Here is a 16,517-nt window from a genome sequence, read left to right on the forward strand (position 1 = left end):
GTGCCTAGCCTTCGTGCGCTCACACCACCATACAAGTGGGTCCGTATACGGCGGTTCCAAAGAAGTTACCACTGCTCTAATCTCAAAAAAGCAAACATTTCAGCCCTTTCGCTTCCAATAGGAAGTTGGAAGGGCATTGTTTATATTTTCGAGACATCTCCCACGCATTTACAAAACTAACTCCTGGCGACTTCGGATTTCAAATATGTTTAGTCACCCTACTAACCTTACCTCAAATTGAGTTCATGTACTTGTGGATCGTGTATTCGCTTCCAAATTCGAAATCCTCGGTTCAGGACTTTCATCATTTATAATCTACGCTCATGCTGGACTGTGCGTACATTGTATATGATGATTCCTGTTCAATACAGGAATCACCTCTGTTAAAAACCTTGGTTCGTTTCATCTTAATAAGCTGCAGCACACCAGCCGCACTCAGGACCACACGTTGACGAAAATTCCAATACGCTGCTTGATATCCGCTCGTGCTTCTTCTGAGATTTGACCAGACTTCGCTCGATCCAGATGCTTCAGCGCATCCTTCAAGTGCTTCACTGCCTGAACCTGTTTCCCCTGCTGCTGTTTTCGCTGTGCCTGCTTCAGCGCATTACCGATCTGTTTGCTGACCGGATGGCTGATATCTCCTTGTGCTTTCCAGGATTCGATGTCATCCATCAAGGCCTGCACGGTGTCCGGCTCGGCTGCAGCATCGGAAACTTCAATCTTCATTAACTGTGTATCGTTCGTAAAATAAATGTTGCCGTCATGCCCCAGGTTCACATGCTGGGATTCCGCCAGCGTCCGATGCTCCATTGTTGCCGGATCGACTACCGTCACTTGCCCGGCGAGGGTCAGGTACATGAGACCGTCATCGCTCCAGCGCAAGTAGACCGGCCGCCATCTGCCGTAGTTTTCAACATCTTCATAAATCGTCTTGCTCTTTACCACCTGCCCAGTGGCCGGGTCGACGGCGAATACCGTTCCGTCAAATGCCGCCCACAGCAGTCCGTCCGGACCGAAGCTGGTGCCGCTGATGATTTGGGGCGCAGACGCTGCACCTTCAATAGAAGGTACCCACTCCTTCTCCACTTCCCCTGTTGCGATATCCCAGATGAACATTTTCGCTGCTGGCTCGGAAGGATTAATACCGAGACCGCCTGCAACAGTGGTGGAACCGTACACCTTGCCATCTTTCACAGCGATACCGGAAATTGCCTGGTTGTTGATGACATTCTTGTACTCGGTATAGGAGCTGCCGTCCGCAGGATCATAAATGGTCAGAGACCCGCCAAGCTTGCCGTAATCCGGAATGGTGCCGATAAACAGCTTGCCTTCGGCCGCTCTCATGATGAACGGACGATCCTGTCCGGTTATCTTGAACAGGCTTCTGCGCTGTGTTGGATCTTCTGCATTATATTCAAAAATGTCCGCGCCCGGATAAACGCCCATGTACATTTTGCCATTTAAGGCTGTCATGCCTTCCGCCTGCCCCATCGGGAAGGTTTCAAATGCATTATCGTCAATCGAATACGCTGAGCCGGTACCGCCCGGATATCCGCTGATAAACAGACGTCCATCCGGACCATTCTCCATTGTCTGGATCGGAATCGGGTTGCCCTGAACTGGATAAGGAATCAATTTCACCTTTTTCGTCTCCAGGTTCATATAAGCTACACTGCCGCCAAACTGAACGGTGGCTAGCGAGACACCAGGCAGATCCGGATCATTCGGGAATTCAACCCATGCCGTATTGCGCAGGAATGTTCCATACACGACGCCGGTATCCACAGCTTCAAGAGTGTCCAGATCCACTTCCATCAGATGATTGTTCTGCACAAAATAAATCGTATTGCTGCCCTCCGGTCCGTAGGAGAGACGGATGCCTTTGTTGTTCAGATGATACGTTTCACTCCACTGCTGCTGCTCCAGATCGTAAAACACCAGTGCACTGTTTCCTTTGTTGATGCCGGCCACAAGATATTTGCCCGCCACATCCAGCTGGTTCACCATGCCGATGTCGACCGCTCCGCCATAGGACGGGAGCGCGATCGTCTCTTTCGCACCGGTCTCCACATTCATTTTTACGATGCTGCCTTCAATGCCGATTCCAACATACAAGTATCCATCATAATAGGCCGTGGAACGGCTGTAGCTCTGGCCTGTGCCGACAATGCCGTAATCCTTCATTTCCCCTGTTAATGGGTCATAACGACCCGCTTTAGCATTCGGATAAGAACCGAAATACACACGTCCTTGTTCATCATGTGATAAGCCGTACACGACCTGTTCGCCGATACCGCCGAGATTTTTGAGTTCTTTCGTTACGGGAGAATAGGAATATAAGGTGCCATTGCCCCCGATATATACGGTGCCGTCAGGTGTCGTAATATGGGTCCAGGAGCTTTCCGATCCGGTTAACGGATGCGTGCCCAGTACTTCTTTGGATTTCAAATCAATCACATGAAAAATAGCCGGCTTTCCGCTAACCGTCGTATACATGACTTCCCGTCCATCCTGGACACCAAATGCCCCATCATAAATAGCAACACTTTGCATGGGAGACCCGAGATCGATCGGTTCGCTGTATGTTTTACCAATCGCTGCCGAGGCGTTTCCCGGAAACAATACGGCTGACAATAACGAGACACAAAGGGCGATACACAAGCTGTGCAGCCGCAGCCCCTTCTTCGCGGGAAGCTTGCTGTGCGTTACATTCATCATTTCATCCTCATTTCTTTTTTGGAATGTTGAACATTTCCCTTGTCGAAGCTGGTATCTCATCTCCTTCCATGTAAGCGCATTATCGATGACTTGGTATTTATGTAGTTCTTTTGGTTGCAAAGAATTTATCACAGCTCTTCCGGGCTGTCAACTGGTTCTTATCTGGTTTTAAATATCTTACGATAGGCACTTTTTTCAAGGTTATAAGATACTAAAAAGGCCAGCCAGAACATGCTGGCTGACCTAACCTAGTCAATCGGCTCCTCCCGCAAACAGCAAACCTGCTTTAAGACAACCCTGCTCTGGCAGGACGCTCAGCGTGCTCCGGAGACATAACGCTTCAATAAAATATCATTCACGATGCGGAATTGTTCTACTTCACGGCGCGCGGTACCGCTTAGCCGGGCAGCCGGATTCACCCGGCTGTTCGTATGATTCACGATGCCCTCCAGCATAAGATGATACTTGGCATTTACCGGATAGCCCTGCTTCTCAATCCAGGAGGTCACTGTCAGGAACGCAGCCAGCTCTTCACAGAGCTCCGGCTCCTGATCCCGCTGCTCCCACAGCCGCACATATAATGATGGATGAAAATTGGCCATGATTCCGCTGTACCCCGATGCGCCACAGCCTATGCTTTCCCACAGCGTAGCTGTATTGGCATTAAACAGCTTCATGCCGGACCCTTGGATCACTTCCAGTCTCCTCTTGATCTCCTCCGCGTCACAGCAGGTGTCTTTCAGAAACTGAAACCGTCCCGTGCCGGATATATATTCAAGAAGCTTCGGATTCAGCAGTCTTTTATAAGGAAAAGGGCATTCGTAGAAGCCGAGCGGCAGATCGGAAGGCAGCTCCGCCAGCAGCATTTCCAGCCGCTGCTGAAACAGATCGTCACCTTCCTGCTCGGAAACCAGGCGATTTGAGATCAGCACTAAAGCATCAATTCCAGTATCCGCCATAGTCTGAAGTTCTTTTGTCTGCTCATCAAAGGACTCACCAGTATGACCGGACGCCACCACAGGTACCCGTCCATCTGAAATTTGGGCAACAAAGGCAGCGATCCCCGCCCTCTCTTCCAGCGATAAATGAAACATTTCACTGGACTGGCAGACAGCAAACAGCCCGTGTACACCCTGGTCGATATACCACTCGATCAAACGCTCCAGACTGACCCAATCCACCCGGTTTTCCTCGGTGAACGGCGTCAGCATGGTGGGCCACACTCCTGACGGAATCATCTTGATGTTGTCCATATCAGTTCGAGCTCCGCTGTGTGATTTTCCAGAAAGCGATCCGCGTCCGCTTCCAGGTGTAGGTAATATACATATCCCTGCCCTTTGCTACGATAGCTGGATAGGAATATTCACCCGGCTCATTCTCAAGCACGATCTCATCTCCCCATGATTCCCCGTTATCTCTGGAGAACTGAAGTACGAGCGGCGTTCTCGGACTGTCCGTAGCAAAGCCCTGAACCGGATTAAACACAAGGGCAAGCGTCCCGTCTTCCAATTGAACGGCGTCAATGCCGCAGTTGTTGTTGGGCAGGCCCGTCGGATAGGCCTTCGACCAGCTCTGTCCGCCATCTTCGGAGTCACTCCGGAAGATAGAGCCCTCTGTACTGCGCAGGAGCATATGAACGGAGTTCAGACCAGTGGTCCAAAGCGTAGGCTGAATCAGCCCCTTGGCAATCCAGTGGTCCGCACCCACATAGCTTTCCAGATCCATTGGCACCGAACTGCTTTTCTTCCAGGTCCGGCCGCCGTCTTGGGAGATATCGACAAATGCCTCCCAAATTTCTTTGCCCGGCAGAAGGGGATCCCGTCTCTCAATCGAGGACGGCGCCAGGATCGCTCCATCCGCAAGTGTAATCGGCTTGTTTCTTACAGGCCCACGGCCTCCAATATCTCCGGGCACAAGATCTGCCGGCTCCGTCCAAGTCCGGCCGCCGTCTGTAGAGCGGATGACCCGGGTATACCAATCTACAATTTCATGGCCAACCTTATAGTAGAGGGAGATCTCGTCATCATGTACATGGAGCACCGGATTCCAGTGGGCAATCCCTTCTTCATCTGCAGCTTTTTGAGGAATGCTCCACTCCCCGTCCGTGCGGACAGACATCCAGATCGCCACATCCTTCGCCTTCTCATAAGTGCCTCCAAACCAGGCGGCAAGGACGTTATTGTTAGCGAGCACTGCTACCGTAGATGCATGACAGCTGCGAAAAGGCTGCGGTTCTTCAAAAATAAATTGTTTTTCAGCAATAACGTTCGTCATGGGCCTTCCCTACTTTCGGCTATGGTTTATGCCCTGATCTGCTTCCGGTAATCATTCGGAGAAACGCCCTCTAATCTTTTGAACGTGCGCAGGAATGTCGTCCGGTCAAAGATACCGACCTGCTTGGAGACTGCCGTGATCGGCAGATCGGTGTCGCGCAGCAGCTCCTTGGCCTTCTCCACACGCAGTTCACTGATGAACCCCGTAATGTTCATGTTGTAGCTTTCTTTAAACAGACGGGAGACATATTTCAGCGAGAGGCCCATTTCCTCCGAAATTTTCTCCAGATGCAGATCCTGGGTAAAGTTTTCTTCAACGTATGTCTTAATAGCGGCAGCCAGATCACTGGACTTCTGCGGTTTAAAGGCTTCAGATACCTGGTCCATCGCATGATGCAGGAATTGGATCAGTACCTGCTTCCGCTCCTCTGGTGAACCTTTTATAGTTCCGGTTTTACCGAGGACAGAAGGATGCTCTTCTGCAATCCATTGATCCGCATCGTGGTTGCGTTCCAGCATGAACCTTCGGCCGGTCTCGAACATTTTGTCATACAGCTTATTCAGCGAATAGTAAGCTTCTTTATGCTGTTCTGTCATTTCTTCTACCCAGTCGCTGACTCCGGCTTTGTCGCCGAACCGCAGCAGCTGCAGCAGCCTGTTCTCTTCGGCATATGTGTAAATCCATTCATGGCACGAAGCCTTGTCATTGAACTCCATTACACTGAAGTCCGGATCACCCTCGATCTGGTACAACGCAGATACTGCTTCCTGATAGGATTCCGCAATGCCTTCCACCCCTTGATGCGTGGTCCCCATTCCGATATGAAGACGGCAGTACGTCCAATCATTGCTGAATATCCCGCCTAATTGCTCCATTCCCTTCTTGACCTGTACCGCGGCTTTCGAATCCTTCACATTGAACACACACAGGTAAGAAGATTCTCCGGTTTCCAGCACATACAGACAGGCATATTCCCGCAGTAAACCGTAAAACAGATTCTTCATCTTATTTTCAATCACAATGCGGTCAACATCCTGAATGTCCGTGATAAACCGTTCCTTGAATTTCATGCTTACCGTACAGCACAGGAACCCGTTCTCTTTAAAATGCAGCCGGGTCTGCATAAATTTGCTCAGGTTCTCAAATTGGTCTTCACGCAGGACATTGCCCTGCACCAATTGGAACAGCACTTGATCCAGATACTCCTGGGCCAGCAGCTCCATCTGCCCTTTATGTTGAACTCTGTGATGGAGCAGGCGGTTTACGCCATCTCCGATCTGCCGGAAATCCCGGGCATGCTTGGCACCTGACGTGCCGCCCTCTTCCACTGAACTGTTCTCAAGCACTTCGCCGATCCGGCGGATCGGTGTATACAACCGGTAACTGAACAAGAAGGCAAACACCAGACTGACAATGCCAAGAATGAGGCACAAGCTCATGACAAATTCCAGAATACCGGAGGCCTGCTGGTTAAAAGCACGCACTGGTGTCACGGTATAGAAGGTCCACCCCAGCGTATCCATGGTAACCTGATCCGTCATGTATCTGCTTCCGTCCACTTCTATGACCGGAGTTGAGGTGTTTTGTTCCCCGGAAGCCTCTTCAATATGCCCAAGAGCGGTCCCATTGGAGAATAAAGAATCTGAATACATCACCGTTCCGCCGGAAGCATCTGCAACAATGACTTTACTGACACCCGGATCCAGAATAGGCTCAAAAGCCTGCCAAATGGTCTTTACAGGAACCGTGACGGCCAGCACCGCTTTGTCATCGCCCATTTGGCTTGAAGACAGGTACGTGATCACTTCTTTTGAATCGAAAAGGGTATCCACCCTGACGGGCTTCATGACCTCCACATACCGGACAGACTCCAGTTTCTGAATCCAAAATTGTGAGTCCAGACCATGATAACGATAAAATTTATTGAAAAATGGCTGAAAATCGTTAATCCCATTGGCTGTCAGCACAAACTCATCGTCCACATAAGTGAAAAGATCATCCACGATCGAATTAATATGGAACTTGGCTCTGACCAGGCTGGCCTGAAGCTGCGGCAGATTGCTTCTGTCCTGATCGCTCCAGCCTTTCTGCGGCTTCAGAAGACGGGCTACATATGGATCACCAAAGAATCCGACCTGTGTTTCATGGATCCGCTGCCAGTAGGCATTGACCGTTTCTGTGGAAGATGTTAAGGCCGTGTGCAGTTTATCCGCATAGTCTGCCTTTAACTCGGAGACAAAGTTCGTATACGTTAATGTCCCTAGTACAACTAAAGGAATTAAAAAGGACAAGAAGGAGAACAGAATTTTGCCAAAGAACTTGTTTACGCGAATACTGTCTATGACTTGTTTCAATTCCGGTTCTCCCCCTTTATGAAAATGCTGTTACCTCATTATTTATTTGGTACGATTCAGCGCCTCGTTGTAAATGGTCTCGATCTCATTTGCGCCTGCAGCCGTCAGCTGCTCCGCCCACTTCTCGAAATCACTCAACGGTTTCGTTCCAATAATGAACTTTACCACATCTTCTTCCAGCGGTGAGGTTTTTGTCGTATACTGCTTCAGCTTTTCCTTCTCTTCGTCTGTGAAGGATGGCGCTAAAGCGGGTGCATAATAAGCTCCCGGGTCTTCTACCAGCTTATCTCCCCACTCCACCAGATCGGGATCAGAAAGCTGCTTGACCGGCGTCTCATCCACATGAACTGCGAGTGCCAGCAGGCCGGTTCCAATTTCGGACATCATGGTGCGTGCCGGGTCGGCGGAAGCCTTGTATTTCTCGAGTACTGCCGGAAGCAGCTGGGCTTCCCCGTCTTTCATCTCAAAGGTCTCCCCTTCCACACCGAAGTTGGTGACACGGGTTCCCTCTTCGCCGTACATCCAGTCAAACATCGCAATGAGCTTCTCCGGGTTCTTCGTCTTAGAGCTGATTGCGTAATTGTCCAGCAGCCAGCCTTTCGGATACAGCCAGCCCTTAACCTCCCCGTGGGAATTTTTCAAGTAAGGAATCAAATCGAAATGGGCATCCGGATCACTGGACTGCAGGGCAGAGTTATAGTTAACGGCAAAGGAATTGTTGTCATAGAAGAAAAAGGATCTCCCCGTACTCAGCTTCTCATCCCAATTCTGCTTGGTATTAATCGCAAAATCCGGATCCAGCAGCTTCTCACTGTACAGCTTGTTTAAATAGGTCAATACCTCTTTGAATTCCGGCTTGTTCTGTGCGTAGAAATAACTTTCCGTTTTATCATCATAAGACATTCCGTATCCGCTGCCCATTCCAGCCGAGAAGGCATCCATAAAGGACATGCCCCGTGTGGAAAAAGGATAAGATTCAGGATACGCTTCCTTCATTTTTTTCAGGACCGTATATAGTTCATCAAATGTTGCAGGGACTTCCAGGTTAAGTTCTTCCAGAATATCGGACCGGATCATCAAGGCCTTACCGCCCTGAATTTTGTACTTTTCCGCTACAGGAAGAGAGTACAGCTTGCCGTCAATGAACAGCTTTTTGATCTCCGGATTGGTCTCCATTACTTTTTGAAAATTCGGCATTTGATCCAGATAGTCTGAAATCGTAACAAACATACCGGTATCAGCGAACTCCGCAGCATCACCCGCCTCGATGCCGATAATGTCCGGAATATTGTTCGTTGCGAGCAGTGCGCGTTTTTTATCCCCGTAATTGCTGCCTGGGACGGGCTCCAGGTTGATCTTCACCCCGGTTTGCTTCTGAATTTCTTTCAGAACAGGAGTGTCCTGTTTGATGGCTTGGGCCGCATTCTCGCCTCTCATCCATCGTACCGTTACTTCGGCATTCCCGTTCTCCCCGCTGGCTGCGCCTTCTTCGGCCTTGCCTGAGCTGCACGCACTCACCATCAGCATGGAACTTAACAGCACACTCATGATCACTCTGCTTCTTCTTTTCATTATTCAACCTCTCCCTTTTGTACGATTATCTGTGGCGATGCATCGGAATTCAACCCTTTAAAGAACCGATCATCATCCCTTTGACAAAATATTTCTGAATAAACGGATACACCATAATAATCGGAAGCACGGCAATGATAATGACCGCATACTTGATGTTGGTTGCTGTTACCGCGGCGTACACCCCGCCCAGCTCCTGTGTCTGGTTCGACATCTCACCCATCACAACCATATTGCGCAGGATAATCTGCAGAGGGTACTTGCTCTTCTCGTCCAGATAAATCATGGCAGAGAAGAAGCTGTTCCAGTGACCTACTGCATAAAACATCGACATCGTCGCCAGGATTGGCTTGGATAGAGGCAGGGTAATTTTAAGAAAAGACATAAATTCGCTGGATCCGTCGATATACGCGGACTCATACAGCTCCTGGGGAATCCCTTGAAAGAACGTGCGCATCACAATCATGTTCCATACGCTGATCGCGCCCGGGATGACCAAAGCCCATATCGTATTCAGCATGTTCAGATGCTGGACCAGCAGATATGAAGGGATTAACCCGCCGCTGAAGAACATCGTAATCACAATCAGCAGCGTGAAGAACCCTCTGCCGTAAAACTCTTTTTTCGATAAAGGGTAGGCACAAAAGGCGGTGCAAATGACGTTAATGGCTGTACCTACAACCGTGTACAGAATCGTGTTGCCATAGGACTGCAGAATCGACGGATCTTCAAAGATCAAGGCATAAGTGCTCAGATTAAACCCTATCGGCCAGAAAGAAACCTCACCCCGCATGACCGCGTTGCCTTCACTAAGTGAAACGACGAGCACATAATAAATCGGGTAGAAGGTCATGAACACCAGCAGCAGCATCAGAATGACGTTGATGATGTCAAAAGCGCGGCTGCCCGGACTTTTTTTGATCAGGTTTCGCTGTGTTTTTACCATAGGCTGGTTTCACTCACTTTCTTGCTGATGGTATTGCCAATCGTCAGGAAAACCAGGGCAATGACGGAGTTAAACAATCCTACGGCCGTGGCATAGCTGAAGTCACTAGAGACCAGACCTCTCCGGTAAACATAAGTGGCTATAATATCCGAGGTTTCAAAGTTTGATCCATTGGACAGCAGGAGCACCTTCTCAAAAGATACAGCCATGATGGCTCCGATACTGAACAAAAACATAATAATAATCGTCGGTGCGATGCCGGGCAGTGTGATATGTTTCGCCTGTTTCCACCGGTTGGCTCCGTCCATGGTCGCTGCTTCATAGAGCTGCGGATCAATATTGGTCAGCGCTGCCAGGTAGATAATAGACCCCCACCCAATGCCCTGCCAGATTTCCGAGCTGATATAAATCGATCTGAACCACTCGGGAATCATTAAGAAATGCACTTGTTCCAGACCGAGCCAGTGCAGAAACTGATTAATCATTCCATCATAAGAAAGGAAATTCACCAGAATCCCGCACACCACCACGGTCGAAAGAAAATGCGGCAGGTAGCTGACGGTCTGCACAAATCGTTTAAACATACCGTTTCGCAGCTCGTTGAGCAGCAGCGCCAGAATGATCGGCGCAGGGAAAGCAAAAATAATCTGATAGATACCGATGAGCAGGGTGTTCTTGATTAATGTGTAAAAGTAGGGATCGGACAAAAACTCTCCAAAATACTTAAAGCCCACCCACTCACTTCCCGCAATCCCTTTAAAGACGCTGTAATCCTTGAAGGCGATCATGATGCCAAACATCGGGATGTAGTGAAACACAATGAAATAAACCAAGGGGACCGCAAACATCAGGTAATAAAATCTGCTTCTCTTGATGGACCTCCAGACCTTCGATTCCACCCTTGGGTTAGCATCGAAATTCACCTGCGGCTCCGTTAATGTTGATGGACCCCTCATAGGCATCCTCCTCTCTTGTGATTAGTCAAAGGATAAAAGGAGGCGGCCGAGGCGACCAGTAGCAATATGACGTTTAGGATGCATTTATCCAAAAAAATGCATGATGCAATTTTCTACACCGACGCATTTGTCTGCCGCTATACAGGAAAAAGCCCTGTTCTCATGGGATGAGAACAGGGCTTTTGATTAAGTGATACAAGCTAGGCGCTTACGCTGCCTGCGGATATTTATTGGATTAAATGAGTCGAAAAATCTCAGGCCTGCTTGCTGCCCAGTACAGACAGCAGCTCGTCTTCATCCATGAGGTAAGAAAAATAATGCTTTAACTGCTCACGCAAGGCGATCATCTCATCCAGACTCAACCCTACATCGCGGCAGGTTTTGTAGAGGTGCGCCAGCTCACGGTGCAGATTCAGACGGGATGGCTTTCCCGCCAGTTCCGGATCTACATTCTCGGTCATATACCGGTTTGCCGGCAGGCTGTACGAATGTCTGCGGATATGTTCCTGCACCTCGTCAGAGACGAGAAAATCAGCAAAGGATTGAGCCAGCTCCTGCTCTCTGGACAACACGTTTACGCCAATTCCGGTGCCGAGCAGCAGCGTGCTGCCATTTCCGAAATGCGGCAGCGGCGCCACATCAAAGGCAAATGCCACATCTTTCAGCTGGTTCAGCATGTAATACGTCGTCAGGATCACAGAAACCTTCTGTTCCCTGAACAGCTTCTCAGCTTCAAAGTCTCCCTGCGCCAGAGCCAGCGGAAACATGCCTTCTTCGTGAATCAGTCCCCGCAGCCACGCAAGGCCCTTGCAGGCCTGACTCCAGGACGGTCCTGTATCTCCGGCTTCTCGCTGCTGCATCAGGAAAATCGGCCAACGGTTCAGCGAATACAGCTGGAGCGCAAAACTGTAGCGTCCCGGGCTTCGCAATGAACGCAGCATATGCTGCAGCTCATCCCAGCTCCAGCTGCTGTCCGGCTCAAACTGCTGTTTCTCCCGCAGATGCTCCTTGTTGTAGGCCATTACAACCGGTGAGTGGATGAACGGCTGGACAGCAAGCTGTCCTTCATCATCCATAAACGGAGCATGCAGAAAAGAATACGTAGACGCACGGGGCTGCTGTGTGCGAAACAGGCCAGTACTTCCGCTCTCCTGAAAATGCATCATATCCTGCATGTTGACCGACAAGGCATCGACAATGCCGAGCCTCATCAGATTGGCGATGCTTTCGGGATGTTCGTAAGGCAGATCAACGATCTCCACAGACGTATCCGGATACCGCTCCCCGAACAGAGCCAACACGGCGTCCATCTCTGCTTCCATATAGAGAGAAGGATACATGCCGAATCTTATTTTTCGCTTTTCCCTGGAGGAAGCAATCACCTGAGTGCCAACTCTCGGTACCTTGATTATGAGCCCTTCCTGTACCAGCTGGTCCAGGGCCTGCCGGACCGAGTTTTTGCTCAGGCTGTATAGTTCAATCAGTGTCATTTCAGACGGAAGGTACTCCCCGTGAGCGTAAATGCCGCTGTTGATTTTTTGCCGCAGATCGGCCATCATGTGTTTCATTTTGCTCTGAAACGTATATCGGTCGGATTTCGCCATATGTTCCACCTTTTTATTCCAAATCTGGACCACTTCATCAATTCATTCTTCTAGTATACCGATTCTGATCCACATTTGGCAAAAATGAAATTCCTTATCCTCCAGCCTGCCGGAACCGGAACAAGATGCTCCGGTAATCGCCGTGAAGATACGGCAGCGAAACCCCGATCCCCATCAGGTGGTCTCCGCCATATACTTCATCTTCGGAGCCGATGGCCGCGTAATCCTTCATGGGATCCAGTCCCTTGAGCCTCAGCTTTCTCAATGGGCCTGCCGTATCAGCCTCAATCTGAAAATAAAACACAGCAGCTTCCTGCTTATCCCGTGACACAAACATCCACGCGGCTTCCCGATGCTCAAATGGACTCATCAGCCGGTAAAAATCCCCGAACTGGATAAGCGGACGAAGCTCCTTGTACAGCATGATCTGTTCCCGGACTTCTTCCTTCTCTGCAGAGGACAATGTTGTCAGATCCAGCTCATAGCCGAAGTTTCCGGACATCGCTGCATGACCCCGGATATCCAGCGGCGTATTCCGCCCAACCTGGTGGTTGGGTACAGCAGACACATGCGCGCCCATCGTGACCGCCGGATACACCATACTCGTTCCATATTGAATGTACAGCCGGCTGATCGCATCCGAATTATCGCTGGTCCACACCTGCGGCATGTAGAACAGCATACCAGGATCAAACCGGCCTCCGCCTCCGGCACAGCTCTCGAATAACACGTCCGGGAAGCGCTGTGTGATCCGCTCCAGCACATCATACAGTCCCAGCATATAGCGGTGCGCTGTTTCCGCCTGACGCTCCGGAGGGAGCAGGGCGGAGCCGATCTCGGTGAGATTGCGGTTAAAATCCCACTTCACGTAAGAGATCGGAGCACTCGCCAGTATATCACTGACCGATTCCACAATATAATCACAAACATCAGACCTAGACAGATCCAGTACCAGCTGGTGACGGCTCTCTGTCCGCTTGCGCTGCGGCACATGCAGGCACCAGTCGGGATGGCTGCGGTACAGTTCACTGTCCGGAGATACCATCTCCGGCTCGAACCATAATCCGAAGGACATGCCGAAGGATTCTACCTGCTCCGCGAGTCCCTTCAGGCCATACGGCAGCTTGTCACGATGCACCGTCCAATCTCCCAGCGAAGAGCGGTCATGATCCCGTGTGCCAAACCAGCCGTCATCCAGCACGAACAGCTCCATGCCCAGTTCTGCTCCTGCCTTGGCAATGGTGAGCAGCTTCTCTTCATTAAAGTCAAAATAGGTCGCTTCCCAGTTATTGATCAGAACCGGACGCTCGCGATCACGGTACACGCCCCGGCATAACCGGTCACGGTACAGGCGGTGGTAGGTCTGCGACATCCCGCCGAGCCCCTGATCCGAATAGACCATGACGACTTCCGGTGTCTGAAAAGATTCTCCCGGCTGCAGCTGCCAGCCAAAGCCAAGGGGATTGATGCCCATCGACAGACGGGTCGTCAGAAATTGATCCACTTCCGCCTGGATGGCAAAGCTGCCGCTGTATACGAGACTGAACCCGAACACTTCGCCCGCATCCTCTGTCGATCCGGGTGCCAGCAGTGCTGCAAACGGATTGTGCTGGTGCCCGCTTGCACCCCTGCGGCTCTCGAGAACAAGCGCACCCGGCTCCAGCCGCCGCTGGTGCATATGCCGTTCCCGCAGATGGGCTCCTGACAGATGAAGAAGCTCATACTCTGCATGCGGCATATCCACACTCATACTGAGCGCCCGCTGAAGGACCAGTTCCAGCTCTCCCCCATTCTCATACCGCACAGATCGGAACAGGGCGTTAAATGCGGGAATGACGGTATATGACAGAAATACCCGAAGGCCAATCAGCTCATCGAGCAGTTCAATCTCCAGTGTCTGCGCACCATCTTCAGCTTCAGCGTAAACTGCCGGGAGCCCTTGCAGCTCCGGCTTGCCCTGGGTGATCCGGTAAGCCCGGTACTTCAAAGCGGTAACGGTGGAACCGTCCGGCTGCCTGATCTGAAATGCCGGGTTCCGGAAATCCCCCGCCCCGTAAGCCGGATATTCCTGCGGAAGCGTATCCGGCGAGAAGGACGGGTCTTCCGGCACAGGCCGCGGCGAGACTGCACTTCGGCCCCGGTACTGCAGCACGCGATGAAGCGACGATGGACGCACACTTTTGCCCCAGTACACATGCGCCAAATACCCCTCTTTTACAACTTCCATGGCATAGCCAAAATGATCGTTCCCCAGGTAAAACAGCTTTTCATTCTCTGAGATATGTATCATCATAATCTCCTTCCGTGTCATATTGATATGAATTATACACCAGATATGAACCAGATTGGAACGAAAAAAATGACTCCTATAGAGTCACTTTTTTGGGGAACGATGATGTTTACTGCCATTTTTCAGGATTGCTGTTCTCTTTAGTTCGTACTAACTCGGTAAATATATTGTTATCGGGAGAACTCTCTGCAGGTTGAGGTGGTGGCTGCTGCTTCAAATCGGGATGAAGCTGCTGCAGGAGCTCCACAATCCTGTTCAGATCTTCCCGGGTTGCCGGCTGCTTCTCAGGCTTTAAGGCATAGCCTATATTTCCGCTGACCTCCAGCGTCGCCCATTCTACATCCGAGATCCGGTTGATCCCCACTTGCCGAAGCCTCATCTCCAGTTTGTCTACTGTTAGACGAAGCCGCTTCAGATTCTGCTCATGGAACTGGCCCTGCACGATGACCAGGACCGCTTTACCTGAAATCAGCGTTTCCATTCGATTTACATAAAATTCTATAAACTCCATGGCCAGCATGGTCAGGACGAGCACACCTGCAAGCCCCATCGTCACCCAGTAATTTTCCTCTCTTAGCGGATAAACCAGGAGCGAGCCGATACTGATCATAATGATGACCTGGGTAATGCTCATCTGGGCAATAGACTTCCTGCCACCGATCCGGAACAGCAGGGTTCCTAAAATAACGATTCCAATGGATTTTAATACCAATATCACGTTCATCGTCATCTCCTCCCACAACACAGTCAGCCTTATCGTTAGGCTTCCCGTTCCATGGGAAAAATAACCTGCGCCAGGCCGGACTTCATGAAGAACAACGAAGAACCGCAGGAGCCAACACTTTCTAAACAGTTATCCTATATATTAATATAGAAGAAATACTCTCATCTACGAAAGGCGGCGGCCGCTCATGACCCAAAACAAGGTAGACTTGTTTCACTCCTCGTCCGACCCGCAGCTGGATCTCCGTCTGCTGTTTTTTGGCAAAGAGAAATGTATACCGTCTCACGCCTGGGGCCCCGGCCTCCGAGACTCCTATATCATACATTATATACATAGCGGCCAAGGCCGCTTTCAGATCGGGGACCACCATTATGATCTGCAGGCAGGCCAGGGCTTTATGATCCCTCCCGGAACACTTGTGCATTACCAGGCGGATGGAGATGACCCATGGACCTATTCCTGGTACGGCTTCGCAGGGGTGCAGACCAAATCCCTGATGCAGCGTGCGGGTTTAAGTAGCCGTCAGCCCGTCTTTGATATTTTCGCCCATGGAGCACCAGAGCGCAGATCGGAAAGCGCCAGCTTCGAATCCTTTCACCATGAGCTGGTAGCGGCACGAGAGGAGAAAAGCCGGGATGTGCTCAGCTTAAGTATCCTGTACCGCATCATGGCCGAGCTGATCCGCTGTTCTCCAGATGAACATAGTACTTTCGCCGGCCCTCCAGCGTCGAAAGATAAATATATCCGCCAGGCCGTGGAATTTATCGAGAACCAGTATAGTCAGAGAATTACGGTGCAGCATATTGCCCGCGAAGTCGGATTGGACCGCACGTATCTGTCAGGGCTGTTTAAATCCAGGTTCGGCTTGTCACTGCAGCGTTTCCTGCTGGAATACCGGATGACACGCGCGACCGAGCTTCTGCGGAACAAGGATCTGACGGTAAGCGATGTATCGCGCTCTGTCGGTTATACGGACCCCTTTTTGTTCTCCAAAATGTATAAAAAAACGACCGGCCACTCCCCTACGTCCATGCGGGATCAGAGCAATTCGTCCGGCAACTCGCCGGGCATGTAAA

Annotated in this window: 11 protein-coding genes; 1 reads left to right on the forward strand and 10 read right to left on the reverse strand. The window is 50.6% G+C overall.

Going from position 1 to position 16,517, the window contains the following annotated elements; all coding sequences use genetic code 11:
• Positions 1–435 precede the first annotated feature (435 nt).
• The 10 genes from HII30_RS11630 to HII30_RS11675 form a co-directional block, all read right to left on the reverse strand.
• A complete protein-coding gene (locus HII30_RS11630) occupies positions 436–2,718 on the reverse strand; it encodes an FIMAH domain-containing protein (RefSeq protein ID WP_169505205.1) in 2,283 nt (760 codons plus the stop codon).
• A gap of 317 nt (positions 2,719–3,035) precedes the next feature.
• Complete coding sequence (locus HII30_RS11635) at positions 3,036–3,974, reverse strand: dihydrodipicolinate synthase family protein (protein ID WP_246246313.1); 939 nt, start codon at positions 3,972–3,974, stop codon at positions 3,036–3,038.
• A gap of 1 nt (position 3,975) precedes the next feature.
• The gene (locus tag HII30_RS11640) at positions 3,976–4,995 is read right to left on the reverse strand and encodes a sialidase family protein (RefSeq protein ID WP_169505206.1); all 1,020 of its coding nucleotides are present in this window, start codon (positions 4,993–4,995) and stop codon (positions 3,976–3,978) included.
• A gap of 26 nt (positions 4,996–5,021) precedes the next feature.
• Positions 5,022–7,349: a helix-turn-helix domain-containing protein gene (locus HII30_RS11645; protein ID WP_169505208.1), complete on the reverse strand. Its 2,328-nt coding sequence runs from the start codon at positions 7,347–7,349 to the stop codon at positions 5,022–5,024.
• 42 nt (positions 7,350–7,391) lie between these two features.
• Positions 7,392–8,921 (reverse strand): extracellular solute-binding protein, encoded by a 1,530-nt coding sequence (locus HII30_RS11650; protein ID WP_169505209.1) that lies wholly within the window; start codon positions 8,919–8,921, stop codon positions 7,392–7,394.
• A gap of 49 nt (positions 8,922–8,970) precedes the next feature.
• Positions 8,971–9,867: a carbohydrate ABC transporter permease gene (locus HII30_RS11655; protein ID WP_211184555.1), complete on the reverse strand. Its 897-nt coding sequence runs from the start codon at positions 9,865–9,867 to the stop codon at positions 8,971–8,973.
• On the reverse strand, positions 9,861–10,823 hold the full coding sequence (locus HII30_RS11660; RefSeq protein WP_169505210.1) for an ABC transporter permease: 963 nt from the start codon (positions 10,821–10,823) through the stop codon (positions 9,861–9,863). The genes HII30_RS11655 and HII30_RS11660 overlap by 7 nt, the downstream gene beginning before the upstream one ends.
• A gap of 254 nt (positions 10,824–11,077) precedes the next feature.
• Positions 11,078–12,427 carry an extracellular solute-binding protein gene (locus HII30_RS11665; protein WP_169505211.1) on the reverse strand — a complete coding sequence of 450 codons (1,350 nt, stop codon included), beginning with the start codon at positions 12,425–12,427 and terminating at the stop codon, positions 11,078–11,080.
• A 94-nt stretch (positions 12,428–12,521) separates the two neighbouring features.
• Positions 12,522–14,720: an alpha-galactosidase gene (locus HII30_RS11670; protein WP_169505212.1), complete on the reverse strand. Its 2,199-nt coding sequence runs from the start codon at positions 14,718–14,720 to the stop codon at positions 12,522–12,524.
• Positions 14,721–14,826: 106 nt separating this feature from the next.
• Positions 14,827–15,441: a DUF421 domain-containing protein gene (locus HII30_RS11675; protein ID WP_169505213.1), complete on the reverse strand. Its 615-nt coding sequence runs from the start codon at positions 15,439–15,441 to the stop codon at positions 14,827–14,829.
• A 187-nt stretch (positions 15,442–15,628) separates the two neighbouring features.
• Between HII30_RS11675 and HII30_RS11680 the strand changes: the two genes are divergently transcribed.
• On the forward strand, positions 15,629–16,516 hold the full coding sequence (locus tag HII30_RS11680) for an AraC family transcriptional regulator (protein WP_169505214.1): 888 nt from the start codon (positions 15,629–15,631) through the stop codon (positions 16,514–16,516).
• The last annotated feature ends 1 nt before the right edge of the window (position 16,517 follow it).

The organism is Paenibacillus lemnae (assembly GCF_012933385.1).
Taxonomy (GTDB): domain Bacteria; phylum Bacillota; class Bacilli; order Paenibacillales; family Paenibacillaceae; genus Paenibacillus_AQ; species Paenibacillus_AQ lemnae.

Coding starts and splice junctions, on each gene's coding strand:
- HII30_RS11680 (WP_169505214.1), top strand. CDS start 15,629: ATGACCCAAAACAAGGTAGACTTGTTTCACTCCTCGTCCGACCCGCAG.
- HII30_RS11650 (WP_169505209.1), bottom strand. CDS start 8,921: ATGAAAAGAAGAAGCAGAGTGATCATGAGTGTGCTGTTAAGTTCCATG.
- HII30_RS11635 (WP_246246313.1), bottom strand. CDS start 3,974: ATGGACAACATCAAGATGATTCCGTCAGGAGTGTGGCCCACCATGCTG.
- HII30_RS11675 (WP_169505213.1), bottom strand. CDS start 15,441: ATGAACGTGATATTGGTATTAAAATCCATTGGAATCGTTATTTTAGGA.
- HII30_RS11670 (WP_169505212.1), bottom strand. CDS start 14,720: ATGATGATACATATCTCAGAGAATGAAAAGCTGTTTTACCTGGGGAAC.
- HII30_RS11640 (WP_169505206.1), bottom strand. CDS start 4,995: ATGACGAACGTTATTGCTGAAAAACAATTTATTTTTGAAGAACCGCAG.
- HII30_RS11655 (WP_211184555.1), bottom strand. CDS start 9,867: ATGGTAAAAACACAGCGAAACCTGATCAAAAAAAGTCCGGGCAGCCGC.
- HII30_RS11660 (WP_169505210.1), bottom strand. CDS start 10,823: ATGAGGGGTCCATCAACATTAACGGAGCCGCAGGTGAATTTCGATGCT.
- HII30_RS11630 (WP_169505205.1), bottom strand. CDS start 2,718: ATGAATGTAACGCACAGCAAGCTTCCCGCGAAGAAGGGGCTGCGGCTG.
- HII30_RS11665 (WP_169505211.1), bottom strand. CDS start 12,427: ATGGCGAAATCCGACCGATATACGTTTCAGAGCAAAATGAAACACATG.